Here is a 25,099-nt window from a genome sequence, read left to right as displayed (position 1 = left end):
AGGCGGCCTATTTACAAGCTTCACTCTTTTTCGCATTTCTTGACTGCGTTTGTTATAATAGGTGGAGTTAACCATACGAACGGGTGAAAATGATGAAAATATACGAGAAGGCCCCTGCCAAAATTAATCTGCTGCTCGACGTGCTGCATAAGCGCAACGACGGCTTTCATGAAGTCGAGATGATTATGACGATGGTCGATCTGGCCGATCGTCTGGAGATGGAAGAGCTGCAGCGCGATCAGATCATTATTTCGAGTCAGGCTGGATACATACCGCTCGATGAGAAGAACCTCGCATTCCAGGCTGCGAAGCTGATTAAAGACCGTTATGACGTCCGCAAGGGCGTATATATTCATTTGGATAAGAAAATACCAGTCGCCGCAGGTCTTGCTGGCGGATCGAGCGATGCAGCGGCAGCCCTTCGCGGCTTGAACCGACTGTGGGGACTCGGCATCTCGGACGAGGAACTATGTGTCCTTGGCGCAGAGCTCGGATCGGACGTTCCGTTCTGCGTAACCGGTGGAACGGCTGTCGCGACGGGCCGCGGCGAGCGTCTAGAGCGCATCGAGAACCCGCCGCAATGCTGGGTTGTTCTGGCGAAGCCTCCGATTAACGTATCGACTGCTGATGTGTACGGCCGTTTCAAAGCATCAGAGCTCAAGTGGCATCCGTCTATGAAGGACATGCTGGGTGCGATCGCGCAAGGCTCGTTCAATGATATGTGCGCATCGCTCGGCAATGTGCTCGAAGAAGTGACCTTGAAACATTATCCCGAAGTGCTTCAGCTCAAGGAGAGCATGCAGAAGCTAGGCGCAGAGGGTGTACTAATGTCCGGCAGCGGACCAACGGTATTCGGCCTTGTGTCGAAGGAAGCGAAGCTGGCGCGCATCTATAACGGACTCCGCGGGTTCTGCAAAGAGGTGTACGTCGTTCGGATGTTGACGTAGGTCAGTTAACAAATGTTCGTTTCTTGAAATCCAGGATTTGTATAATGCATCACTTTATTAAGCCTAAAGCTCGGATCCCTCTAGAATGAAACGCATTACCCGCCTCTGAGGTCGGAAACAGCCGTTTCACCTTGATTAAATCCGTATAAAAGTGGTATATTTTCATTATAATATTCGGATTTTGGCGAGGAGAGATAATACGTTGAAAAAACTGAAACGAAGTGCTCGACTCGTAGAAATGACACAGTATTTGCTGAGCCGTCCACATAGACTCATCTCGCTGACCGCATTCGCGGATCGCTATCAATCCGCTAAGTCCTCGATTAGCGAGGATTTGGCGATAATTAAAGAAGTGTTCGAAGACGAAGGAATCGGCGAACTGCATACGCTCGCAGGCGCGGCAGGAGGCGTGAAATTCACGCCGAAGATCGGCCAGGATACGGCGATGGAGACGATTCAAACTGTGTGCCGCCAATTGGAGCAGCCGGAACGCGTGCTGCCTGGCGGCTATTTGTTCATGACGGATATGCTTGGACAACCTGAGCTGCTGTCCGAGCTGGGACGTATGTTCGCTACTGCGTTCGCTGGTCGCGAAATCGACGTCATTATGACGGTAGAGACCAAAGGGATTCCGCTCGCTTATGCGACTGCGGCTTGCCTCAATCTGCCGGTCGTTATCGTTCGTCGTGATAATAAGGTGACGGAAGGTTCTGCTGTGAGCATCAACTACGTATCCGGCTCCAACAAACGGATCCAGACGATGTCGCTTGCAAGACGCACATTGCGTGAAGGCGCCCGAGTCCTTATTATTGATGACTTCATGAAAGCCGGTGGAACGATTCAGGGCATGATGGATCTGCTCGGAGAGTTCAATGCGAAGGTTGCCGGCGTCGGCGTATTCGTCGAGTCAGGCGAATTGGGAACCGAAGAGCGTCTGTTGGAGGATTATGTGTCGCTGGCGAAGGTAACGGCAGTAGACTTAAAGTCCAAACAAACGGTGGTCATTCCAGGTAATTTCTTTAAATAAAATATAATAATTTGGACGGAGGAATCACGAATGAAACTGAAACCGGAAATCGTGAATGCGGCGGGTGCACCTGCTGCGATTGGCCCTTATTCGCATGCTGCAAAGGTAGGAAATCTGCTCTTTACTTCGGGTCAAATTCCACTAGGTCCAGATGGACAACTCGTAGAAGGCGGCATCGAGGAGCAAACGCATCAGGTGTTCCGCAACCTTCAAGCGGTGCTCGAAGCAGCAGGCGCAACGTTCGCAGATGTGGCGAAAGCAACGGTATTTATTAAGGATATGAACCAATTCGGAGCGGTTAATGCGATCTACGGATCGTACTTCGGCGACCATAAACCAGCACGCTCGACAGTAGAGGTTGCGCGCCTGCCGAAGGACGTACTTGTCGAAATAGAATTGATCGCATCGGTATCTGTCGAACAATAGCGAAAAGTTTTCTAGTGCAAAAAAAAATATATAAATCAGCATAACTTTTCCAAAAAAATAGAAGGAATTTGCTCTAAAGTGTGGAAGTATACACCAAGTCTTCAAGAGGCAAAGGTGGTGAACACAAGTGCAAATTACAGATGTCAGACTCCGACGTGTAAACTCGGAGGGCCGTATGAAGGCGATCGCTTCGATCACCATTGATAATGAATTCGTCGTTCACGATATCCGTGTTATTGACGGCAACAATGGCATGTTCGTCGCTATGCCAAGTAAACGGACTCCGGACGGAGAATTCCGGGATATCGCTCACCCGATTTCTTCAACCACCAGGGAGAAAATCCAAGCTGCCGTACTCGCTGAGTACGAACGCGCTGCTGCGGAAGAGGAAGTTATCGAAGAAGGAGCGTAATAATGAGACGAAGAGGGCCTACGGGCTCTCTTTTCTTTTGCATATGAATAAGATATAGTCAAATACAGAATAAACGGGCTTTTTATTTCTACTTAAGCGAATGTTGGCAGGAGGTTAATGACATTGAAATTGATGGCGATTGTGCTTGCAGCAGGACAAGGCAAGCGAATGAAATCTAAGCTATATAAAGTACTTCACCAAGTGTGCGGCAAGCCGATGGTGGAGCATGTGCTCGATACAGTAGATGCAACGGCGTGCGAACGCAAAGTCGTTGTTGTCGGACACGGCGCAGAGCTGGTCAAGGCTACCCTAGGCGATCGCGCTGAATTCGTGCTGCAAGCAGAACAGCTTGGTACAGGCCATGCGGTGCAGCAGGCTGCGGCGCTCCTCGGCGAAGAGGAAGGCACGACGGTCATTCTTTATGGCGATACGCCGCTAGTAACAGCAGAAACGTTGGGCAAGCTGTTGGAGCAGCATACGAATGCGGGCGCAGCCGCAACGGTACTGACGGCTGTCGTTCCGAACCCGCAAGGGCTTGGTCGCATTATCCGCGGCGAGAACGGCCAAGTGCTTCGTATCGTGGAACAGAAGGATTGCTCGGCTGAAGAAGCGGCGATTACGGAAATCAATACGGGCATGTACTGCTTCAACAACCGCAAGCTGTTCGAAGCGCTGAAGCTTGTGACGAACAACAATGCGCAGGGCGAGTACTACCTTACGGATGTTCTCGAAATTCTTCGTAAGCAGGACGAGACGGTCGGAGCTTACATCGCAACCGATTTCTCGGAAGGAATCGGCGTGAATGACCGCGTTGGCCTCGGAGAAGCAGAGCAGCTCATGCGTGCTCGCATTGTGCGTCAACATCAAATCAACGGCGTTACGATCATTGACCCGGCAGCCACTTATATTGAAGCGGGTGTTGTCATTGGTTCGGACACGATTATTCATCCGGGAACGATTCTTCGCGGCGCGACGGTAATCGGTGAGGATTGCGTAATCGGACCGCAGGCAGACCTGACGAACACGAAGGTGGACAATGGCGCAGCGATTAAATATTCGGTTGCAGTCGATGCGATTATCGGCGAGGAGAGCGCGGTCGGCCCTTATGCGAATCTTCGCCCAGGCTCCGTTCTTGGCCGCGAGTGCAAGATCGGTGATTTCGTTGAGCTCAAAAATGCTACGCTCGGCGACGGCAGCAAAGTGTCCCATCTGAGCTACGTCGGCGATGCCTTCGTTGGCAAGGATGTTAACATCGGCTGCGGCGCGATTACGGTCAACTACGACGGCTTCAATAAATCGGTCACCGAGATCGGCGATAACGCCTTCGTCGGAAGCAACGTTAACTTGATCGCACCGGTGAAGATCGGTGACGGAGCGTATGTCGTTGCAGGCTCGACAATTACGCAGGATGTAGCTGCGAACGACATGGCGATCGCTCGTGTCCGTCAGGAGAACAAGGCGGGCTACGGCGAGAAGCTTCGCGCACGCGCGAAAGCGAAGAAGGAACGTCTCGCCAAACAATAGATGAGGGAAAAACTGTCCGGATGCCCGATTATTTCGCTTGGCTATAGGTAAGCCTATGGGGGAAAGCGAAGGAGGTTATCCAATTGGGCATACCATTGACAGTTGAGACAAGAACAACAAGAACGAAGCGCGAGATTCGTGAGCTGCGCAGCCAAGGCAAGGTGCCGGGCGTAGTTTACGGGCCAAATCTGGCCGCACCGACACCGATCGCGCTCGCAGAGCGCGAGCTGCTGCCTCTGCTGCGCACGCATCCGAATGCGGTGCTGACCGTATCGATTCCAGGCGGTCTATCGGAATCGGTCGTCATCAGCGAGGTGCAGCGTGATCCTCTGACGCATCATGTCGTTCATATCGATCTGCACCAGATCAATATGAACAAGAAGCTTCGGACGCATGTACGTCTGGAAGCAGCCGGCGACAGCAAAGGCGAACGAGAAGGCGGCATCCTGCAGCTGCTCGCCCATGAGCTGGAGATCGAATGCTTGCCAGACCAGCTGCCAGAGGTTATCAAGCTGGATGTGACGTCGCTTGGCGTTGGCGAGAACCTGCTGGTCAGGGATATTCCGGTACCTGCAGGCGTGACGGTTCGTTCCGATGCTGAGCAGGTCGTCGTCACTATTCTTGCACCGCAGCTGGAGCTGTCGGAAGAGGAAGCAGAGGCGCAGGCAGTCGAACTGCACGAAGCGGAATCGCGCTCGAAGCATGCGAAGATGGAAGAGGTCAAGACAGGCGTCGGCGGCCAGGACGCGTAGTCGCCGCTGGTTCTGTTGTAACAGCTTGCACCTCACAAGCTCCCGTATGTATACGCTGCAATCGTAACACGACCGCAAGAGAGGCTGCTGATGCAGCCTTTTTGTGTAAATCAAAGGCTATATAAGCTATCGACTTTATACTTAATGTTGTTGATCGAGACCATGTCAAAGCAATTATAGGAGTGAATCATCCATTATGAAATGGTTCGTTGGACTGGGTAATCCGGGAACGCAATATCAAAGTACGCGGCATAATGTCGGGTTCATGGCGATCGATGAACTCGCCAAGCGCTGGGGCATAAGCGTGACGCAGAGCAAGTGCAAGGCACTGGTGGGAGAAGGCAACGTAGGGGGTACGAAGGTAGTCCTGATGAAGCCGATGACGTATATGAACCTGTCGGGCGAATCGATCCGCGCCTATATGGATTACTATAAAGTTGCGCTTGAAGATCTGATCGTCATCTATGACGACCTCGATACGGAGATCGGCCGCATTCGTCTGCGCTACCAAGGGAGCCCAGGCGGGCACAACGGCATTAAATCGATCATTCAGCATGTCGGCACGCAGCAGTTCAACCGTATCCGTATGGGCATTACGCGCCCGCAGCCGGGCGGCAACATTGCTGACTACGTTCTAGCCAACTTCCCGAAGGCTGAGCAGGACAAGTTGTCCACGATGATCGATCAGACCTGCGATGCGGCAGAATTCGCGCTCAAAGCAACGTTCGAGCAGACGATGGCCAAATTTAATGGTTAATCGGCTATCCCGGCAATAACCTATAAGTTAACCTCACTGCGAATCAGCTTTCCAGCCTGGGTGCAAGCCGTAATCGCAAGCTTTGCCCCCATTCGTCCATTCGGGCTTACCTCCTCTCGCATAAGCTGTCTATGGTACAAGAATCGAGAGGAGTGAGAACGGTGGTTAAATTGGTTAGCCCTCCGTTTATTTTGCCGGGCGGCACGGTTGTAAGAGTAGCGCGTCCGTCGTCGACAACGAGTTCGAGTCCGAATTTAAGCCGACTTACGGTTGTATGGGTGCAGACCAGCGGCGTACCGTTTCGTACGACCAACTTTTTTGCCCAACTAATCCGTAACGGCAGAGTCGTGTCCCAAGCCGTATTCGATCCGTTCGGCGTCGTCGTGTTCAACAATATCGGAACGCTTACGCAAGTCAGCTATCAGCTCCGTACCTTCAACCCGGCAGGCATCCTGCAGCGGGTGCGGACAATTCCAGCAGGCGTCGAGGCGTTTGCGCTCATCGGTTAATACGGGCACAGATGAAAAAGTCTGTTCGATCGCCACTTCAATGGCTGTTGAATCAGACTTTTTCATTTGATAAGCATGAAACCTGTGTTCCGCCGATCGTTATATCGTCCCAAATTGGGACATACTAACGTGTATAACGATTGGTCAGGAGGCATACATATGGCTGTGAACTACATTTGCCCGCATTGCCGGTCCACGGTAGGGACGATTGATAACGCATCGGTAACGGAGCAGCAGCTCGGTTTCCATTTCTTGACCCCCGAGGAGCGCAGCGATATAATAGCGTATAACCCAAATGGGGACGTCATTGTTAACGTGGTTTGTGATTATTGCCGCGAAGCAATTGAAGCAAATCCGGAGCTAGTGCTTATACCGAATCCGCTCCAATAGCTTTGGAATACAAGCGACAGCCTTAGCCTAGGCATCGGGATGGCTGAGGCTTCTTTGTGTGTTCACCTCTAAACGCGGTCAATTCGCCTCGAATGGCCTCGATAGAGGTTTTTCTCATCGTCACACGGTGCGATAGTGTACGCATCGCAGAAGGAAGGTGCCGTTTCCATTGAAAGCGTTAATTAAGGCTTTTGCCGCAGATGCCGACTATCAGACTGTTCTATCGGGCGTTACGGCGGGTATGCGAGAACAGCTCATATCGGGCTTAGCTGGTTCATCCCGTCAAGTGCTCATGTCAGCGCTGCGCACCGATTTGGACCGGCCGATGCTGGTCGTCACGCACAATATGTTCGCAGCCCAGAAAATTGTAGAAGATTTGCATGAACTGCTGCCTCCGGGCGATGTTCTTCTTTATCCCGCCAACGAATTGGTGGCCGCCGAATCTGCTGTCTCGAGTCCCGAGACGCTGGCACAGCGCATAGATGCGTTGATCAGGCTGTCCCAAGGGTATCGCGGGATTGTCGTCGTTCCGTTCAGCGGCTTGCGACGCTACTTGCCGGTCAAAGGCATTATGGCAGAGGCGCAAATCGAGCTGAAGGTCGGCGACACGCTGCCGATCGATACGTTCCTCCGCCGGATGACGAGCATCGGCTATGAACGAGTCGACCGCGTCGAGTCCAAAGGCGAGATGAGCGTACGCGGCGGCATTGTAGACTTCTATCCGCTGACGTCGCCGGTAGCATGCCGCGTGGAATGGTTCGATGACGAGATCGATTCGATCCGTACGTTCGATCCGGCAGATCAGCGTTCGCTCGATAAACTGGATTCATTCGTTGTGACGCCGTGTCGCGAGCTTCCTGCGGACGAACGCAGATTCCAGAACGCAGCAGCGCAGGCGGCAGGCCTGCTCGAGAAGCAGCTGGAGCGCATGACCGATCGCACGGCCAAGGAACGTCTGCGCGCCGAGATCGGCAGCGAGATGGAGAAGCTGCGGGAAGGGCAGTATTTTGGCGAAATGTATAAGTACGTCTCGCTGCTCTATCCAGAGCGTCATACGCTGCTTGATTATATTCATTCGGATACGCTTCTCATTATGGATGAGCCGCTGCGTCTCATCGAGACGGCCCGCCAGCTGGAGCGGGACGAGGCAGAGTGGGCAACCCATCTGCTGTCGCACGGCAAGTCGCTTCCGGGGCTGCCGCTCGCTCGCGAGACCGATGAAATTCTGCATCACCGCGCTTATCAGACGGTGTTCTTGTCGTTGTTCCTGCGCCAAATTCCGCATACGCAGCCGCAGAACATTCTGAACTTCATGTGTCGTGCGACGCAGAACTTCCACGGGCAGATGAACGTGCTTAAGGCAGAGATGGACCGCTGGAAGAAAGCTGGAGCGACCGTTATGATGCTGGCTGGCAGCAGCGAGCGGATGGACCGGATGCGCCGGGTGCTGCAGGATTACAATATTGAGCCTCCGATGCTCTTAGAGGGCAATCTGCAGGCTGGCTTCGAGCTGCCATCTATTCATCTGGTCGTCATTACAGAGGGCGAGATGTTCTCGCAGAAGCAGCGGAAGGCGACGCGTGTCGATAAGAAGATCGACAACGCCGAACGGATTAAGAGCTACACCGAGCTGAAGGTCGGCGACTATGTCGTTCACCAGAATCATGGTATCGGCAAATACCTCGGCATCGGTACGCTTGTCATTGGCGGCATTCATAAAGATTATATGCATGTCATGTATGCAGGCGGCGATAAGCTGTCCATCCCAATCGAACAGATTGATATGATTCAGAAGTATGTTGGCGCAGAGGACAAGGAACCGAAGATTTACAAACTCGGCGGCAACGAATGGAACAAAGTAAAGACGAAGGTTCGTTCGTCGGTCAAAGATATTGCCGATGAGCTTATTAAGCTGTATGCGGATCGTCAATCAAGCCCTGGGTTTGCTTTCGGCACGGATACGCCATATCAACAGGAGTTCGAAGCGATGTTCCCGTACGACGAGACGCGGGACCAGCTTCGCGCCATAGAGGAAATCAAGAAGGACATGGAGATGACCCGTCCGATGGATCGTCTCTTATGCGGCGACGTTGGATACGGCAAAACAGAGGTAGCGGTACGGGCTGCGTTCAAGGCGGCTATAGAAGGCAAGCAAGTGGCTATACTGGTACCAACGACCATACTTGCCCAGCAGCATTACGAGACGTTCCGCGAGCGTTTCTCCGGTTATCCGTTCAAGGTGCAAGTATTGTCGCGTTTCCGTTCCCGCAAGGAGCAGACGGAGACGATGAAAGGGATCAAGGCGGGTACGGTCGACATCATTATCGGCACGCACCGTCTGCTATCGCAGGACGTCGTATTTAAGGATCTGGGCCTGCTCATCGTCGACGAAGAGCAGCGTTTCGGAGTCTCGCATAAAGAGAAGCTGAAGCGGTTGAAGACGAACGTTGACGTGCTGACGCTCACGGCAACGCCAATTCCACGTACGCTGCATATGTCGATGCTGGGCGTTCGCGACCTGTCGGTTATCGAGACGCCGCCGGAGAACCGGTTCCCGGTTCAAACGTACGTCCTCGAATACAGCGCAGCGCTTGTCAGGGAAGCGGTCGAACGTGAATTAGCGCGCGGCGGACAGGTATACTATCTGTACAACCGCGTACAGGGCATTCACCAGATGGCCGATCAGATTAAGGCGCTTGTGCCGGATGCGAGGGTGGCAGTCGGTCACGGACAGATGTCGGAGCAGGAGCTGGAGAAGACGATTCTCGACTTCCTCGACGGCGAATCTGACGTGCTGGTCAGCACGAGCATTATCGAGACAGGCGTCGACATTCCGAACGTAAATACGCTTATCGTCCATGATGCGGACAAGATGGGCCTGTCCCAGCTGTATCAGCTGCGCGGAAGGGTTGGCCGGTCCAACCGAATCGCGTATGCGTACTTCACGTATCAACGGGACAAGGTGCTCACCGAGGTAGCGGAGAAAAGGCTGCAGTCGATCAAGGAGTTCACGGAGCTCGGCTCTGGCTTCAAAATCGCAATGCGCGACCTTGCGATTCGCGGAGCGGGCAATCTGCTCGGGGCCGAGCAGCACGGCTTCATCGCTTCGGTCGGCTTCGATCTATACTCGCAGATGCTCGCTGATGAAGTGGCTGCCCGCAAATCGCAGCTTGAAGGAACGACGCAGGTCGTCGAGCGCAAGGTGTCGACCGTTATTGACATCAGCATCGATGCATACTTGCCGTCGGATTATATTTATGACAGCATTCAGAAGATCGAGATTTACAAGAAGGTGGCCAGCATTCGCTCTATTGCAGAAGCAGAGGATCTGGGCGAAGAGCTCGTCGACCGCTTCGGCGATCTGCCGGCCGCCGTTGAGAACCTGCTTGCTGTAGCGCGGCTGAAAACGTATGGCGGCGATTATGGCATCGAGCAGATTTCTCAGAAGGCGGACGATTGGATGCTGAAGCTTGCCGAGGTCGGCCGGTTCGACAAAAAGAAGCTGGATCAGCTTTGCCTCAAATTCGAGAACCGGTTCAAGCTGTTCGACGAGGCGAGCGCTGGCGGTCAGCCATATATTTTGCTTCGCGGCAAAGGGCTGTCGCAGGAGCAGAAGCTTGAGCTGCTGGAGAAATTTCTTGAAGCTTGCAAGGATGCGTCAAAATCGAAGGGAGCACTCCAAGATGTTGCACAATAAACAGCGCAGCTTCGCTGGCCGACGCGGCTTGTCCGCTATGCTGGTAATGCTGCTGTCGCTGGCGGTCGTCATGTCCGCTTGCGGCAAGAAAACAGACGAAACGAAAGCGCCTGCTTCCGAAGAAGGCACGGTAGTTGCGGAGTACAAGGACGGCAAAGTGACGGACAAAGAGTTCGACCGTTATATCAGCTTCTTCTCGATCGTTAACCCATCGGCAGAAGCTTATCTGTCCATTGAAGGCATGAAGGAGCAATTCCTGCGCGAATATGTCGGCTACAAGATTCTGTACAGCCGTGCGGATGACAAGGCGAAGGATGCGGCATCGGACGATGTGAAGACGTTCGTCACGCAGTTCGAGGAAGCGGCGAAGAGCGACGCGAATATGAGAGCGAAGATGGATAAGGCCGGTCTGACGAATGATGACGCGGAGTGGTTCTACCGCATGATCATTACGGTCATGGAGAACTCGGAGCAAAGCGTGAAGGACGAAGAGATGAAGGCGATCTATGATAAAGCGCCAACGGACTTCAACAACGTAACGCTGCGCCACATTCTGATCGGTTTCAAGGATCCTTCCACTGGCGAAGAGAAGCTGAAGAAGGAAGACGCTCTGAAGAAAGCGAAGGAAGTAAAGGCTGAACTCGAGAAGGGCGGCGACTGGGCAGCTCTCGCGAAGAAGTATTCGGATGACGAGGGCTCCAAGGAGAAGGGCGGCCTCTATGAGAACCAAGCGCCGCGCGTTTGGGTCGAAGCGTTCAAGAAGGCAGCCAATACGCAGGAGATCGGCAAGATCGGCGATCCTGTCGAGACGGAGTTCGGCTACCACGTCATCAAGGTGGAGAAACGCGAAACACGCACCTGGGAGCAGGTGCCGGAAGATATCAAGAAAGAGCTTCGTCAATCGATCTCGACGAACAACCTGAACACGTTCATGAGCGATGAGCTGCCAGGCCTGATTACGAAGGTCGAGCTTCCGAAGGAAGCAACGACCGATAAGACGGACGGCTCGGGTGATACGAGCAAGGACAGCGGACAAGCTGACACGGGCACCGATTCGGGTACTTCGACGGGCACGGATGCAGAGAAGAAAGAAGAAAGCACCACGAAGTAATCAAATGGTTGAGGGAAAGCGCGCGGAGGGTCATCTCTGTGCGCTTTTTCATGTGCAGACGAACACGCTGCGACGCTCGCTTTATGTCACCAAATGACCTTCCAGAAGCTACTAAAGTGAATAGCCAACCCTCTAGCAATCTGTTACAATACAAGAAGTTGAAATTTTGAAAGGGGATTCATAATGGCACAGACAACACGTTTATCCGCATGGCGTCGCGGATTTTTGCTTATGGCGGCCCTGCTTCTCGTCGTATCCGCATTGTCGGCTTGCGGCAAGAAAGAAGACAAGGTCGTTGCTACCTATAAAGGTGGACAAGTGACAGAATCGGAATTCAATAAGTACATCGCGTTCTACTCGATGCTCGACCAGACGTTCTCGATGTATATTCAGATTCCAGAGGCGAAAGAGCACTATTTGAAAGAGTACGTAGGCTACAAGGTACTGTTCGATCGGGCAAGCCAAGAGGATAAGGATGCAGCTAAAACAGATTCCGATTCTTTCGTCGAGCAATATGAAGCAGCAATCAAGGACAACACGGCGATGAAGGATTCCGCGAAGGAAGCGGGTCTGAAATCCGACGACGTTCGTCAGTTCTACAAGCAGATCGTTACGATTCGCAAGTACTGGGAGCGCAATGTAACCGAGGAAGAATTGAAAGCAGAGTTCGACAAGAACAAGACGGGCTACAACAAAGTTTCCGTTCGCCACATTCTGATCGCAACGGTCGATATGTCGACGGGCGCAGAGACGCGTAAGGATGAGGAAGCTCTTAAGCGTGCGCAAGAAGTGAAGCAGAAGCTTGACGCAGGCGGCGACTGGAAAGCACTCGCTACAGAATATTCCGATGACACGGGTTCGAAGGATAACGGCGGCTTGTATGAGAACTACAGCCCGAACAAATGGGTTGAGGAGTTCAAGCAAGCCGCGATTACGCAGCCAATCGGCAAGATCGGCGATCCTGTGAAGACGGACTACGGCTACCATGTCATTCAAGTAGAGAGCCGTGAAAATAAGAACTATGAAGAGATCGCCGAGGATACGAAGGCGGACGTTCAGACCGCGGCAATCACGGCGAAGATGGAAGCATTCATGAGCAAAGAGCTCGATGGTCTGATCGAATCGATCAACTTGCCTAAGGATGAGACAGCAACGGACGACAGCACGGGCACGACGGGCAGCGATGCGAACGGTAATGCTGCAACGGGTGATGACGCGAAGGCATCGGACGATACGAAAGCATCTGATGATGCAGCAGCTGGCGATGACACGAAAGCTGCGACTGACACCGAAACAAGCAAATAATAGAAGACGAGAAGACCCCGATAATCGCACAAGCGATTGTCGGGGTTTCTTGGTTGAGTCAATGAAATTGAATGTTGTTCTTCCCTTTACGCTTCGCTTTGTACATGGCGATGTCAGCGCTTGCAATTAGTTGATCCAGCGTCTCGCCATCCTTCGGATAGACCGCCACCCCGACGCTGAGCTGCACGCGCAGCAGCTCGCCGCGAACTTGAATGCCCCGCTCGAACCGTTCCTGCAATTTCGTCGCATTCGCCTTCAAGGACAAATCATTAGCGCCGGGCATCAGCATGACGAACTCGTCTCCGCCGAAGCGGGAAACGACGTTCGGCGATGGCATCAGCTTCTGCAGCTCGATGGCGACCTGACGAACGACGTCATCACCGAAGGCATGTCCCTTCGTGTCATTCATTTGCTTGAAGTTATCGACGTCGATGAACCAGATTGCAAATGGATGCGAATCACCGGATTTGTTCAACCGAAACTGCTGTTCAATAAGCTGAAGCATGCGACGGCGATCCGGCAGTCCTGTCAGCGGATCGGAAAACGCATACAATTGAAGCGATTTCAACATCCGATTGAACGAAGCGCCCAGTCTTCCCCACTCGTCACCTGAAGTGGCAGGTATGGCGAACGACAGATCCCCTTCTGCCATACGTCCAAACGCCTCATGGTAGGTTCGGAGCGGTCGAGTGAAACGAGCAGCAAGCAGAGCGGATGCGAACAGGGCAATCAGAATCGTAAGAACGCTAATAAAAGCGATCGATCGAATCGCAGACATCGCGGCAGGATAGATGCTGACATTTGGGGTCTCGGCGGCGATCTGCCAATCGGTAAGTGAGTTCGTTACGAGCTGGAGCGCTGACGAATCTGGAAGGGTGTCTCTGCTTCCTTGCCTAGAATCGATAAGTACGGTGTCGTTAACACCTGTGAGCAGGTAACGGATACCTTGTGCGGCTGCTTCATCGTTGAGCATTGCAGCAATTGGCTCCAAGGACAAGCCGATGATGAGATAGCCATTGCGGCTGGGCAGCTTGGTTTCAATCGTTGCTTCAAGTTGACCATTGGGTGCGGACGCCAGTGGATGGACAATCAGTTGGTGAGTGGAAGCGCTGTCGGTTGTATTCGTGGATGTTGGAACGGCAGGCTTAGGCTGTGATGGCCGCGAGAAGACAAGATCGGGTCTGTGGTCAGAACGTACAACGATGTAACGGTATTGTTCGTGCTCTTCCAGGAATAGCTCAATCATTGCGCGCAGATCGTATTGAACTATGGAGGAGCTGCCGCTTGTATCGCCCGTGAATAGCCTCGATAACCACTGTGCATCGGCTTCGGCGGTATCGATCGTAGCGGTGAGCTGGTGATCAATAGCGGAGAGACTGTGCTCGATCCTTGTAAGAGCTGCTCGTTCGGCTTCGTTATCGATGAGCCGGTAGGTAAGCAAACTGACGAGAGAGGTTGGAATGAGTATGCCGACGGTAATCGCAACTGCGAATCGATACCGTAGGCCTAATCTCGGCATCCGGAGATGCATCATAAGTCACACCCTGATAATGGTAGTATTTAACTAGCAATAATCACCAATATACTACCATGTTTATGCGCGATGTCCAGTATGGAAACCAAAATTTTAGAATAATTAAAGGGATATTCAAAAATTTTATTAACATTTTCCAGAAATGCAGCCTTGAACAAACGCGTTTATTCAAGTCCACGCTGAATCCAAGGAACTAACGATTTGAATGGATAGAAACCGCATACAAAAACACGAATAATCTCGCATAGCAACTCTGTTATGATAAATGACATAATTCGAGCGGTCAGTCTCCTTTTTCCCGAATATCAGGACACTTCATGTCATATATGTAATGTTATCTAACACAATAAGGCGATAAAGGTTAAACTTTTTAAGATTACACGACTAATCCAAATTATTCATGTAAACTATATTGACATGAAACTTTACCCACCCCTATAATGGGAATCACGAATGATGGAACGAATTGTAAAGCTATTGTTCGGAAACAGATCGTATATGGGGAGTGGGAGTATGAAGAAAAAGAAAATGAGCATTCATCGCACAGCACTGCTAATGCTAGTCCTTGCACTTGGTCTCGCGGCTTGTGGAACGAGCGAGGAAGAGAAACCGGCGTCCACCACAGAAGGTGGAACTACGACAGCGAGTGGTGACACGATTAAAGTCGGTATTCTTCACTCCCTCAGCGGCACGATGTCGATCAGCGAGGTGTCGGTTAAAGATGCCGAGATGATGGCGATCGAGGAGATCAATGCGAAGGGCGGCGTCCTTGGCAAACAGATCGAGCCTGTAACCGAAGATGGCGCGTCGGATTGGCCGACATTCGCAGAGAAGGCGCGCAAGCTCCTGTCCGAAGATAAAGTCGCAACGGTATTCGGCGGATGGACGTCGGCAAGCCGGAAGGCGATGCTGCCGGTATTCGAGGAGCTGAACGGTCTGCTCTGGTATCCGGTTCAATACGAGGGGCTGGAATCCTCGCCGAACATTTTCTACACGGGTGCGACGACGAACCAACAAATCGTGCCGGCTGTAACGTGGCTGCTCGAGAACCGCGGCAAGAAATTCTATCTGCTTGGTTCCGACTACGTATTCCCGCGCACGGCTAACAAAATCATTAAAGAGCAGCTGAAAGCCGAAGGCGGCGAGCTGGTAGGCGAAGAATACACGCCGCTCGGTCACACGGACTACAGCACGCTCATTACGAAAATCAAAGAAGCGAAGCCGGATGTCGTCTTCAATACGCTTAACGGCGACAGCAACGTTGCTTTCTTCAAACAATTGAAGGACGCAGGCATTACATCGAAGGACCTGACGACGTTGTCCGTATCGGTAGCGGAGGAAGAAATCCGCGGTATCGGCGCAGACGTTCTGACGGGCCACCTGGCGGCTTGGAACTACTACGAGACGACGGATACGCCTCAGAACAAGACGTTCGTTGAGAACTATAAGAAGAAGTACGGCGCTGACCGCGTAACGGCGGACCCGATCGAAGCTGGTTACGATGCGGTATATCTGTGGGCGGCTGCTGTTGAGAAAGCAGGCTCCACGGACGTTGCGAAGGTGAAGGAAGCGGCGAAAGAGCTTGAATGGGATGCGCCAGAAGGCAAAGTGAAGATTGACGGCGCAACGCAGCATTTGTATAAGACGGTTCGCATCGGCGAGGTGCAATCCGGCGGCATGTTCAAGGAATTGTGGAACTCCGGCGAGCCGGTTAAGCCAGATCCATACTTAAAGGGCTACACTTGGGCAGCGACGCTTAGTTCGGGCAACTAGCGCTAAGCAGCTAACCTTGGGAGGCAGAACATAATCTTACATCAGTAGTGAGGAAGGAGGATAGGAGTATTCGCAGCAGCAATCTCGGATACTCCTTTCTTCCTGCTTATAATCGATTCGCCTGTGGGGTGGACTTTATGGCAATTTACGTTACGCAGCTGTTCAATGGGCTCAGTGTCAGCTCCATACTGCTGCTGATCGCACTAGGTCTCGCAATTACGTTCGGTCTAATGAATGTCATCAATATGGCGCATGGTGAGCTCATTATGATCGGTGCATACGCAACGTATGTGACGCAAAATATGTTTAAAAGCGCGCTGCCTGCTTCCATGTTCGACTACTATTATATACTCGCAATTCCGGTAAGCTTCGCCGTAGCATTCTTGTTCGGATGGCTGCTTGAACTATCGCTCATCCGGCATTTGTACGGGCGGCCGCTCGACAGTCTGCTTGCGACTTGGGGTGTCGGATTGGCGCTGCAGCAGCTCGCGCGTTCCATCTTCGGTGCGCCGAATGTCGGCGTGACGAGTCCGTCCTGGCTGGACGGTGGACTCACGATCATGGAAGGCGTCGTGCTGCCGTACAAACGGCTGTTCATTATCGGTCTCGTCATTATTTGTCTGCTTGCTATGTACTTCTATATTTATCGCAGCAGTTCGGGACGCAACATGCGTGCCGTTATGCAGAACCGCGATATGGCGGCCTGCCTCGGCATCTCGACCCGCAGAGTCGATGCCGTTACGTTCGCCATTGGCTCCGGAATCGCAGGCATCGCCGGCTGTGCGCTCACGCTGGTGGGTCCGATCGGTCCTTCGCTCGGAACGTACTATATCGTCGATGCATTCATGGTCGTCGTATTGGGCGGCGTCGGCAAGCTGGTCGGTACGCTGGTCGGCGCGCTCGGCATCGGCATGACGAATACGCTGTTCGAGTATTGGACGAATGCTTCGCTTGGTAAAGTGCTCGTATTCGTATGTATCGTCGCATTCCTGCAATGGCGGCCCAAAGGGTTCGTTGCGATGCGTACACGATCATTGGATTAGAGGTGACCACAGCTATGATGAGGAGTCAAACTTGGAGTCGTGCCCGCATATGGGCGCTTATCGGATATGCTGTCGCGGCGGCGGCTATGTTCTCCGCACCGCTTTATTTGAGCGATTTTCGTCTGAATCTGCTCGCGAAGTTTCTCGCATTCGCAATTGTTGCGCTTGGTCTTGATCTGATCTGGGGCTACACCGGCATTCTCAGCCTAGGACACGGAGTCTTCTTCGGCCTTGGCGGCTATGCAATGGCCATGCATCTGAAACTGCAGGCAAGCGGCGGGAGGATGCCGGACTTTATGGACTGGAGCGGCCTTACCGCGCTGCCGGCGTTCTGGAAGCCGTTCGAATCGCTAGGCTTTGCCTTCATAGCGGGGCTATTAATTCCTGGATTGTTAGCGCTCGGTCTTGGTTATGTTACGTTCCGCAACCGGATCCGCGGTGTTTACTTTACGATTCTGACGCAAGCGCTCGTTATTATTACGACGACGCTGCTGATCGGGCAGCAGGCATATACAGGCGGTACCAACGGGATCACGGGCTATTCGAAAATTGCGGGCCAGTCGATCTCATCGCCGGATACGAAGCAGATGCTGTATTGGATTACGGCAATCTTCCTCGTCGTGGCGTTCGTGCTGTGTCGGTTCCTCGTCAAGAGCCGATTCGGCAAGGTGCTGCGAGCGATCCGCGACGGGGAGAACCGCGTTCGTTTCATCGGCTACAATCCAGCGTTGTATCAGATGACCGCATTCGCGATTTCTGGGGTATTAGCAGGGCTTGCGGGGATGCTGTTCGTTCTTCACGTCGGCATTATTTCGCCTTCGATGCTCGGCATCGTTCCGTCTATCGAGATGGTGCTCTGGGTTGCCATTGGCGGCCGCGGTACGCTGATCGGCGCTGCACTGGGTGCGGTGCTTATGAATGGAGCTAAGAGTGAAATTAGTGCCCAATACCCGGATGCGTGGACGTTCATCATGGGCGGGCTGTTTATCGTAGTCGTTGTGTTCCTGCCAGGCGGCGTCACGAGTCTGTTCCAGCGTCTTAAATTCCGCAAGAGGAGCGTGAGCGAGCATGAGCAAGAAGCCGTCCGTCATCCTGCAGTGTGAGGATATCACCGTATCGTTCGACGGATTCAAAGCGATACAAGGCATGAATTTGACGCTTGAGCGGGGAGAACTTCGTTTTCTGATCGGTCCCAATGGTGCGGGCAAGACAACGATGCTCGATGTTATTTGCGGCAAAACAAGAGCAACGTCGGGCTCTGTTACTTATAACAGCAGCGACAGTGTGATCGATGTGACGAAGAAGAAGGAGCATCAGATCGCCGGACTGGGCATCGGCCGCAAGTTCCAAGCGCCATCCATCTTCCCAACCTTGACGGTGTTCGAAAATTTAGAGATCGCCATGCGCCAGCGCCGCAGCGTATTCGCGACGCTGTTCGCCCGCCTTACGGCGGAAGACCGCGAGCGGATCGAGCAGCAGCTTGGGATGATCGGGCTGCAGGACAAAGCGTCTTGGCGAGCCGGAGGGCTGTCGCACGGCGAGAAGCAGTGGCTCGAGATCGGCATTATGCTGATGCAGGAGCCCAGCGTGCTGCTTCTCGACGAGCCGGTTGCGGGCATGACGGACAAGGAAACCGATAAGACCGGCGAGCTGCTGAAGGAAATCGCGAAGATGCGGACGATCGTCGTTGTGGAGCACGACATGGAGTTCGTGCGTAATTTTGCAAGCAAAGTAACGGTTATGCATGAAGGTAAGCTTCTGAAAGAAGGCACGATGGACGACATTCAGAGCGATGATCGGGTGGCCGAGGTTTATCTGGGGCAGAGGAGGAATGCGGATGCTAGCCGTTCAACAGCTTGAGGCCGGTTATGGCGAAAGTATTATTCTTCGAGGCGTATCGCTTCAGGTGAAGCCAGGGCAGGTCGTCTGTCTGCTTGGCCGTAATGGCGTGGGCAAGACGACGTTGATGAAGAGCATTATGGGCGTTTTGAAGGCTCGCAAGGGCTCAGTGTCCTACAGCGGTGCGGATCTGACGAAGGCGGCGCCGGCGCGAAGGGCGAAGCGAGGGATTGGATATGTGCCGCAAGGGCGGGAAATCTTCAGCCAACTGACGGTATACGAGAATATTCTGGTCGGACTCGAGGCGTCGCGGGAGAAGGGCACTGGCATTCCGCCGGAAGCGATCGCGAAGTTTCCGGTGCTGCCGTCCATGTATGAGCGCCGCGGTGGCGATCTGTCGGGCGGTCAACAGCAGCAGCTGGCGTTTGCCCGTGCGCTCGCGTCGAAGCCGGAGCTTCTATTGCTCGACGAGCCGTGCGAGGGGATTCAGCCGTCCATTGTCGATGACATACGGGACGTTATTCGCTCGATTAAACAGGACGGCAAGACGGCTATTCTGCTTGTCGAGCAGAGTCTTGAGTTTGTCCGCAGCGTAGGCGATTATTTCTACATTCTCGATAAAGGCGCTGTCGCTTGGGAAGGCGAGTTAGACCGACTGAGCGACGAAGTGGTGCGGAAGTATTTGACTGTGTAGAAGTAAGTCCTTGTAGGAGCCTGGTATGCGAGCATGCCGGGCTTCTACGTTGTGGGCGGGCATGCTTCAGGTTTGCTGATGGGTGGAATGTTTGTCTACTCGATTGCCTGCAGCTCGGTTGTCATTATTTTCATTTGATCGATGAGCTTCGTTCGTTTCTTTATATAATCCGAAATATCGTTGCGTAGATGCTCTTTTGCCCTTTCCAAGGTTTGATCGGCTAAGAAAGTCTCGGAGTTAACGACGCTTTCAAGCCAGTGTCCCATGATGAAGTAATCGTCAAGACTTGGGTCGTATGTCCCTTCCTGCATCCCTTTAAAAAACGATGCTGTTGACTTACCTGATAGTAATGATGATGCTTGCCCGAATTCATCGACATAAGATACGGAATCAGCCCGCAGGCTTGCTAGTCCGTTCCGCATATTATCGGCCTGCACCTCCTCAGACAATAGGTGCTTCATAACCTTGTAGGCGTTCTCCTTGTTCTTTCCTGAGCGCGGTATGCCGATATACAGCGATTGAGCAGCTGGAGCTAGGAGCTTATCATCATTGAACACAGGATAGCTAACAACATCCCATTCCACGCCATTAGAGACTCTGCTGTCCTCTTGATCATAGAAGCCCTGCTTCAATAACGTATCGTCATACAGGGAGCCTGCTACCATAGCCATTCTGCCGGTGGCGAAGGCGGACATGCTGCTGTTGGCAGATGTTTCGAGACTTTTCCCTTTGCTCTGAAGTTCATTCAACTGTTTGACGAAATTCTCCATCCTCTTCCATTCGTCCGATTCGAAATCAAATTTCTGTGTCGCAGGGTCATATAAGTGAATTGGAAGTTGGCTCGCTACTAGGTCAAAATCAGCAGTATTGAGTGACGACCATTTCTCAGGGTTGGTTATGCGCTGGGCAAGAGCAATGACGTCCTCCCAGGTCATGCCGTTTGTTGGATAGGGGGTATTCATCTCGTCAAATATATGTTTGTTATAAAATAATCCAGTTACGTTTTGTCCGTACGGAAGTGCATACAACTCGTGATCAGGTGCTGTTGAGCTGATTTGTGCTAATGCCGATTCCTGAATGTTCAAATCAGTGATTCGGTTGTTAATAATAGGGTCCAAGTACCCGATCTCTAATAACAAAGGAAGAAATCGGCTATTAAATATAATAAGATCAGGGCTAGGCGCCGACCGAAGCTTCACAAACAGATCGCTTTTATCAGGGGAGGCAAATATAAACGGCGTGTGGAACTCGGTGTATTTGAATACCGTATCCTTGAATTGTTTTTCCAACTGTGGAGCCAAGAAGCTACTCAAAGGAATGCCGGAAGATTGATCCCACCATATATCCAGCTTATCTATGGTTAACTCATTCTGATTATTATCAAATAGGCTGTCATCCATATAGTCGATGTTATCGGACGAGTCGTCGACATCCGATGAGCATGCAGATATAAGCAGGAGCAAGAGCAGCGATAATATTAATTGAATTCGGGGACTTCTTCCAATTGCATTTCTGTTCACCTTGCGTTCACCCTCTTTCTTTATTTTGATTTTATGGAAACAAAAGTATGTTAATAAATAGATACTAATGGTGTTCGGGTTTGAAAACAACCTTACGAATTCTCGTTATTCTCATGCTCGTCGAGCAGAGTCTTGAGTTCGTCCGAAGCGTGGGCGATTATTTCTACATTCTCGATAAAGGCGCTGTTGCTTGGGAAGGCGAGTTGGACCAACTGAGCGACGAAGTGGTACGGAAGTATTTGACGGTGTAATAAGAGAGCCGATCGAGGAGGCTCTTGATTTTGTACCGTAGGGTGACCGTTATGTAGTTCACAAGAACCTGGTGATTTGTAATCGCTTCTGGGGAATTCCTGTAAGCATCGCTTCCTTGCAACCATCTATTACCACGAAAACCAATGCGGTGAAGACCGCAACAGGCTAATATTGCATGGATAGAGGCCTGATTATCGATATTGGATTTGTTAGAAAAATTGGGTAATATTACTATAATTATTGGTGTAGGTAGGTGAGGTAGAAGCGGCGATGTGCGACCTGTTCTGTCAGCTCGTTCGGGGAAAACTGACCGACCTGTACTACCCTATTTTTGGTCCAAAATCGTATGAAACCTGACATTTGGCCGTCCTCTCCCTCTTTTCCTCCCTCAGTTAGGCCAACGAACTTACAACGCTCGTTCGACATTTTGTCTGACTTTTCGGCCCAAAATTCGACTTTTTCAATAAATTGTCATTTTATTGATGTTATATTATCTAACATAAGTGTTGACACATGATGAATTTACCAATAGACTATGGTTAAGTGTTAGGTTTCCTCACAACCAAATAAAGGTTCTAACCAAGCCCCTTCTAACCGGGAGCTTCAAGGATATAGAACGACAAAGCTGTCTAGGGTTCCGTTGATCCCCCAAATTGCACACCGAAAGGCATGTGTTAGAGGGTTCAAGACTGGTCCGAGAGATGGCGTGCGATAGCTGATCGGCCGCTGCAATAAGCGGTCAGAGAGTGCGCATACACGGAAGGACAAAAGCCTGGGAGACACATGTCTCCCAGGCTTTTTCTTATACTTTGATACAGATAAAAGGAGTGGAGTCGGTGAGAAAATTTCGCGGCTGGATGCTAGCTATGGTGCTTGTGATTATGATGTCCGCAGCCTTGACAGGGTGCGGCGGATCGTCGAAGGAAACGGCGGCGGGCGGTGCGGATGAGCCGATTACCATTGCCCTCAGCCCTTGGCCGGGCTGGTATATGTGGTACCTCGTCGAGGAGCAGGGTTTGTTCGAGAAGCATGGCGTGAACGTGGAATTGAAGTGGTTCCCGGTGTACAGCGATTCGCTGCAGGCGCTCGCGACCGGCAAGGTGGATGCGAACTCGCAGACGCTGAGCGATACGCTCGCACCTGTGTCCAAGGGGATCGGCCTGAAGGCGGTACTCGTGAATGACAATTCGAATGGCGGCGATGCGATTGTGGCGAAGCCGGACATTCAGAGCGTGAAGGATTTGGCTGGCAAAACGGTCGCGACGGAGCTCGGAACGGTCGACCATCTGCTGCTGCTGACAGCGCTCGAGCAGAGTGGAATGAAAGAAAGTGATGTTAACTTTGTGAACATGACCGTCAATGATGCAGGTCCGGCTTTCATTACAGGCAAAACCGATGCATCGGTGCTGTGGGAGCCATTCCAGACGAAGGCGGTTAACGAGGGCAAAGGTAAAGTGTTGTTCTCTTCCAAAGATACACCGGGTCTTATTCCCGATCTGCTCGTGTTCCGAGATAGTGTCGTAAAGAACCGCGCGGACGACGTGCAGCATATCGTTGACGCTTGGTTCGAAGGGCTGGAGTACTTCAAGGCGCATCCGGATGAGGCTGTTAAGCTGCTGGCAGAGAAAGCGGAGACGACGTCGGATGACTTCAAGCTCGGTCTCGACAGCATCAAGCTGTTTACGAAGGAAGACAACGTTCAAGCGTTCGGCAAGCAAGAGGACTATTCTTCGCTGGCATTCACGGCTAAGAAGACGGCGGAGTTTCTGCAGAAGCTTGATATGATCGATAAAATTGACGATTTCGACGCGATCTTCGATTCATCGTTCGTGTCAGGACAATAAAGGAGGCGAAGCGCAATGCGCGCATCCACAGCTGCACAACAAACGAATGAACCAAGAACGGCGGCGCTCGCTGACCTTCCTCCATCGGGGGCGGGGTCAGCGGCGGCCTTGCCGAAGGCGAAGCGGCGCAAGCCGCATCGCATGCAAATATTCAAGGAGATTGGGCCAAGGCCGTTCGCGATAACGGCCGGCTCCTCCTTCCTGCTGCTGCTTCTTCTCTGGTCAGCGCTTAGCTACACGGAGGCAGTCAATCCGATCTTCCTGCCCACGCCGGATAAAGTGCTCACCGAGATGATCCACCTTCTCGGCACCTCCGACTACTGGCATCACATCGGCATCAGCGTGTTCCGCGTCATGGGCGGTTTCCTGCTGGCTTGCGTAATCGGCATCCCAATCGGGATATTCGCAGGCACATTCAAGTTCGGAGAAGCGTTCGTTGAACCGCCTATGGAGTTTATAAGGTACATGCCGGCTGTTGCATTCATTCCGCTTATTATGGTGTGGGTCGGTATCGGCGAATGGGCCAAAGTGATGCTGATCTTTATCGGCTGCTTCTTCCAACTCGTTCTTATGGTCGCCGACAATGTGCGACGGGTCCCGCATGATCTTGTACAGGCATCATTCACGCTTGGTGCAAGCCGCTGGAAAGTCATTGAGACGGTACTGCTGCCGGCTATTCAGCCGCAGCTCATGCACACGCTTCGCCTCATTCTCGGCTGGGCATGGACTTACCTCGTCGTTGCAGAGCTCGTAGCGGTCAACAGCGGTCTAGGCTACGCCATTATGAAGGCGCAGCGGTATCTTAACACCGATCAAATCTTCGTAGGCATCATCGTCATCGGACTGCTTGGCCTAATAAGTGACAGAATATTCGCACTAATGAACAAACGTTTCTTCCCATGGGTGTAATATAAACGATTCGATAAGGAGGCATTCAATATGGCAGGCAATGCACTATGGAGCACAACGATACGTCCCGGCGGGAAATGGTCGGGCACGATCGGACGCGGCAAGCTGATCCGATTCACGGCACTGGAAGCGGGGGCGAATGTGGCTATTCAGTTGTACCACGCGGATGATCTTACGGAACGATATAACATGCCGGATTCGCTGAAGGCTCAGTATACGGCGCATTATACGCGAGGCAATGTGCTGATGAGCGACAACGGTCGCGTGTTGGCGAGCTTCGTGGAAGACAGCCTCGGCTGGCATGATCCGATCAGCGGTTACTCTTATAGGGAAGCGACCGATGAGAAGTATGGCACCACCAATTATCAAGTGGAGCGGAATGAATGGCTGCGCAGCGGGCAGGAGAATTTCGCCGTCGAGCTCGTACGCAACGGGCTGCGGCCAAGAGACATGATGCCGGTCGTTAACCTTTTCTCCAAAGTAGCGGTTGATGCTTCGGGTACTATGCGCTATGACGTTGATCATTGCTCAGCAGGCGCATCGGTGACGCTTCGAACGGAGATGAATACGCTGCTCATCTTGTCGAATACGCCGAACCCGCTGGATCCGCGAACGGAATACCCTTCCGTACCTGTATTAATTGAAGTGCTGCAGGCGGAACCGGTTGAGGACAACGACTACTGTATGAACCATAGAGGCGAGAATCGCCGCGCGTTCGAGAATACGCAGGAATATTACACGCTGCTGGGCGTGTGAGATAGAGCTGAAGAGCGCTAGGCAAGGCGGCGAACGAACGCTGCACAATCGAATGGGGAGGGATCGCTTATGTCAGTC

23 protein-coding genes and 1 riboswitch are annotated in these 25,099 nt (G+C 52.4%); of the genes, 21 read left to right on the top strand and 2 right to left on the bottom strand.

Going from position 1 to position 25,099, the window contains the following annotated elements; genetic code table 11:
• The first annotated feature begins 92 nt into the window (after window positions 1-92).
• The 12 genes from ispE to SBI19_RS23195 all read left to right on the top strand — a co-directional run bounded on the left by ispE (window position 93) and on the right by SBI19_RS23195 (window position 12,857).
• Window positions 93-947, top strand: a complete 855-nt coding sequence (ispE, locus tag SBI19_RS23250) for a 4-(cytidine 5'-diphospho)-2-C-methyl-D-erythritol kinase (protein WP_317971932.1) — start codon at window positions 93-95, stop codon at window positions 945-947.
• Window positions 948-1,149: 202 nt separating this feature from the next.
• Window positions 1,150-1,974, top strand: a complete 825-nt coding sequence (gene purR / locus SBI19_RS23245; protein ID WP_317971913.1) for a pur operon repressor — start codon at window positions 1,150-1,152, stop codon at window positions 1,972-1,974.
• Between the two features lie 30 nt (window positions 1,975-2,004).
• A complete protein-coding gene (locus SBI19_RS23240; protein ID WP_191207116.1) occupies window positions 2,005-2,400 on the top strand; it encodes a RidA family protein in 396 nt (131 codons plus the stop codon).
• A 127-nt stretch (window positions 2,401-2,527) separates the two neighbouring features.
• Entirely contained in the window at window positions 2,528-2,812 is a 285-nt protein-coding gene (spoVG, locus tag SBI19_RS23235; protein ID WP_110046107.1) for a septation regulator SpoVG, read from the top strand.
• 123 nt (window positions 2,813-2,935) lie between these two features.
• Complete coding sequence (gene glmU / locus SBI19_RS23230) at window positions 2,936-4,336, top strand: bifunctional UDP-N-acetylglucosamine diphosphorylase/glucosamine-1-phosphate N-acetyltransferase GlmU (RefSeq protein WP_317971931.1); 1,401 nt, start codon at window positions 2,936-2,938, stop codon at window positions 4,334-4,336.
• Between the two features lie 83 nt (window positions 4,337-4,419).
• Window positions 4,420-5,088 (top strand): 50S ribosomal protein L25, encoded by a 669-nt coding sequence (locus SBI19_RS23225; protein ID WP_317971912.1) that lies wholly within the window; start codon window positions 4,420-4,422, stop codon window positions 5,086-5,088.
• Window positions 5,089-5,284: 196 nt separating this feature from the next.
• Entirely contained in the window at window positions 5,285-5,845 is a 561-nt protein-coding gene (pth, locus tag SBI19_RS23220) for an aminoacyl-tRNA hydrolase (protein WP_317971911.1), read from the top strand.
• Between the two features lie 161 nt (window positions 5,846-6,006).
• Complete coding sequence (locus SBI19_RS23215; protein WP_317971910.1) at window positions 6,007-6,354, top strand: hypothetical protein; 348 nt, start codon at window positions 6,007-6,009, stop codon at window positions 6,352-6,354.
• 159 nt (window positions 6,355-6,513) lie between these two features.
• A complete protein-coding gene (gene fin, locus SBI19_RS23210; RefSeq protein ID WP_317971909.1) occupies window positions 6,514-6,744 on the top strand; it encodes an anti-sigma-F factor Fin in 231 nt (76 codons plus the stop codon).
• Window positions 6,745-6,913: 169 nt separating this feature from the next.
• Window positions 6,914-10,441, top strand: a complete 3,528-nt coding sequence (gene mfd / locus SBI19_RS23205) for a transcription-repair coupling factor (protein WP_317971908.1) — start codon at window positions 6,914-6,916, stop codon at window positions 10,439-10,441.
• Window positions 10,428-11,552, top strand: a complete 1,125-nt coding sequence (locus SBI19_RS23200) for a peptidylprolyl isomerase (RefSeq protein WP_317971907.1) — start codon at window positions 10,428-10,430, stop codon at window positions 11,550-11,552. Before mfd ends, SBI19_RS23200 begins: the two co-directional genes overlap by 14 nt.
• Before the next feature lie 183 nt (window positions 11,553-11,735).
• Window positions 11,736-12,857, top strand: coding sequence for a peptidylprolyl isomerase (locus SBI19_RS23195; protein ID WP_317971906.1), 1,122 nt, complete (start codon window positions 11,736-11,738; stop codon window positions 12,855-12,857).
• Between the two features lie 58 nt (window positions 12,858-12,915).
• Here SBI19_RS23195 and SBI19_RS23190 read toward each other — a convergent pair whose 3' ends face one another.
• A complete protein-coding gene (locus SBI19_RS23190) occupies window positions 12,916-14,376 on the bottom strand; it encodes a GGDEF domain-containing protein (RefSeq protein WP_317971905.1) in 1,461 nt (486 codons plus the stop codon).
• A 528-nt stretch (window positions 14,377-14,904) separates the two neighbouring features.
• Here SBI19_RS23190 and urtA point away from each other — a divergent pair.
• The 5 genes from urtA to urtE all read left to right on the top strand — a co-directional run bounded on the left by urtA (window position 14,905) and on the right by urtE (window position 19,740).
• Window positions 14,905-16,164, top strand: a complete 1,260-nt coding sequence (gene urtA / locus SBI19_RS23185; protein WP_317971904.1) for an urea ABC transporter substrate-binding protein — start codon at window positions 14,905-14,907, stop codon at window positions 16,162-16,164.
• Window positions 16,165-16,301: 137 nt separating this feature from the next.
• A complete protein-coding gene (urtB, locus tag SBI19_RS23180) occupies window positions 16,302-17,207 on the top strand; it encodes an urea ABC transporter permease subunit UrtB (protein WP_317971903.1) in 906 nt (301 codons plus the stop codon).
• 14 nt (window positions 17,208-17,221) lie between these two features.
• A complete protein-coding gene (gene urtC, locus SBI19_RS23175) occupies window positions 17,222-18,310 on the top strand; it encodes an urea ABC transporter permease subunit UrtC (RefSeq protein ID WP_483312327.1) in 1,089 nt (362 codons plus the stop codon).
• A complete protein-coding gene (gene urtD / locus SBI19_RS23170) occupies window positions 18,276-19,067 on the top strand; it encodes an urea ABC transporter ATP-binding protein UrtD (protein ID WP_317971902.1) in 792 nt (263 codons plus the stop codon). Before urtC ends, urtD begins: the two co-directional genes overlap by 35 nt.
• A complete protein-coding gene (gene urtE / locus SBI19_RS23165) occupies window positions 19,045-19,740 on the top strand; it encodes an urea ABC transporter ATP-binding subunit UrtE (protein ID WP_317971901.1) in 696 nt (231 codons plus the stop codon). The genes urtD and urtE overlap by 23 nt, the downstream gene beginning before the upstream one ends.
• A gap of 95 nt (window positions 19,741-19,835) precedes the next feature.
• Here the strand turns inward: urtE and SBI19_RS23160 are convergent, their stop codons facing one another.
• Window positions 19,836-21,260, bottom strand: coding sequence for an ABC transporter substrate-binding protein (locus SBI19_RS23160; RefSeq protein WP_317971900.1), 1,425 nt, complete (start codon window positions 21,258-21,260; stop codon window positions 19,836-19,838).
• A gap of 80 nt (window positions 21,261-21,340) precedes the next feature.
• On the opposite strand from SBI19_RS23160, the gene SBI19_RS23155 reads away from it, so the two are divergent.
• From SBI19_RS23155 to SBI19_RS23140, 4 genes are all read left to right on the top strand, one after another.
• Entirely contained in the window at window positions 21,341-21,511 is a 171-nt protein-coding gene (locus SBI19_RS23155; RefSeq protein ID WP_317971899.1) for a hypothetical protein, read from the top strand.
• Between the two features lie 619 nt (window positions 21,512-22,130).
• Window positions 22,131-22,293, top strand: a riboswitch (guanidine-I (ykkC/yxkD leader).
• 55 nt (window positions 22,294-22,348) lie between these two features.
• The gene (locus tag SBI19_RS23150; protein ID WP_317971898.1) at window positions 22,349-23,356 is read left to right on the top strand and encodes an ABC transporter substrate-binding protein; all 1,008 of its coding nucleotides are present in this window, start codon (window positions 22,349-22,351) and stop codon (window positions 23,354-23,356) included.
• Between the two features lie 15 nt (window positions 23,357-23,371).
• Window positions 23,372-24,265 (top strand): ABC transporter permease, encoded by an 894-nt coding sequence (locus SBI19_RS23145; RefSeq protein WP_317971897.1) that lies wholly within the window; start codon window positions 23,372-23,374, stop codon window positions 24,263-24,265.
• Between the two features lie 30 nt (window positions 24,266-24,295).
• Complete coding sequence (locus tag SBI19_RS23140; protein WP_317971896.1) at window positions 24,296-25,021, top strand: urea amidolyase associated protein UAAP1; 726 nt, start codon at window positions 24,296-24,298, stop codon at window positions 25,019-25,021.
• Window positions 25,022-25,099 lie beyond the last annotated feature (78 nt).

It is taken from the genome of Paenibacillus sp. CCS19 (assembly GCF_033239625.1).
In the GTDB taxonomy this organism is placed as follows: domain Bacteria; phylum Bacillota; class Bacilli; order Paenibacillales; family Paenibacillaceae; genus Paenibacillus_T.
The sequence above is the reverse complement of the archived record's forward strand: the minus strand, read 5'-3'. Positions and strand labels throughout refer to the sequence as shown.

Excerpts from the sequence above, each read along its gene's own strand:
- ispE (WP_317971932.1), top strand. The coding sequence starts at position 93 with ATGAAAATATACGAGAAGGCCCCTGCCAAAATTAATCTGCTGCTCGAC.
- SBI19_RS23240 (WP_191207116.1), top strand. The coding sequence starts at position 2,005 with ATGAAACTGAAACCGGAAATCGTGAATGCGGCGGGTGCACCTGCTGCG.
- pth (WP_317971911.1), top strand. The coding sequence starts at position 5,285 with ATGAAATGGTTCGTTGGACTGGGTAATCCGGGAACGCAATATCAAAGT.
- fin (WP_317971909.1), top strand. The coding sequence starts at position 6,514 with ATGGCTGTGAACTACATTTGCCCGCATTGCCGGTCCACGGTAGGGACG.
- SBI19_RS23200 (WP_317971907.1), top strand. The coding sequence starts at position 10,428 with ATGTTGCACAATAAACAGCGCAGCTTCGCTGGCCGACGCGGCTTGTCC.
- SBI19_RS23195 (WP_317971906.1), top strand. The coding sequence starts at position 11,736 with ATGGCACAGACAACACGTTTATCCGCATGGCGTCGCGGATTTTTGCTT.
- SBI19_RS23190 (WP_317971905.1), bottom strand. The coding sequence starts at position 14,376 with ATGCCGAGATTAGGCCTACGGTATCGATTCGCAGTTGCGATTACCGTC.
- urtA (WP_317971904.1), top strand. The coding sequence starts at position 14,905 with ATGAAGAAAAAGAAAATGAGCATTCATCGCACAGCACTGCTAATGCTA.
- urtB (WP_317971903.1), top strand. The coding sequence starts at position 16,302 with ATGGCAATTTACGTTACGCAGCTGTTCAATGGGCTCAGTGTCAGCTCC.
- urtC (WP_483312327.1), top strand. The coding sequence starts at position 17,222 with ATGATGAGGAGTCAAACTTGGAGTCGTGCCCGCATATGGGCGCTTATC.
- urtD (WP_317971902.1), top strand. The coding sequence starts at position 18,276 with ATGAGCAAGAAGCCGTCCGTCATCCTGCAGTGTGAGGATATCACCGTA.
- urtE (WP_317971901.1), top strand. The coding sequence starts at position 19,045 with ATGCTAGCCGTTCAACAGCTTGAGGCCGGTTATGGCGAAAGTATTATT.
- SBI19_RS23145 (WP_317971897.1), top strand. The coding sequence starts at position 23,372 with ATGCGCGCATCCACAGCTGCACAACAAACGAATGAACCAAGAACGGCG.
- SBI19_RS23140 (WP_317971896.1), top strand. The coding sequence starts at position 24,296 with ATGGCAGGCAATGCACTATGGAGCACAACGATACGTCCCGGCGGGAAA.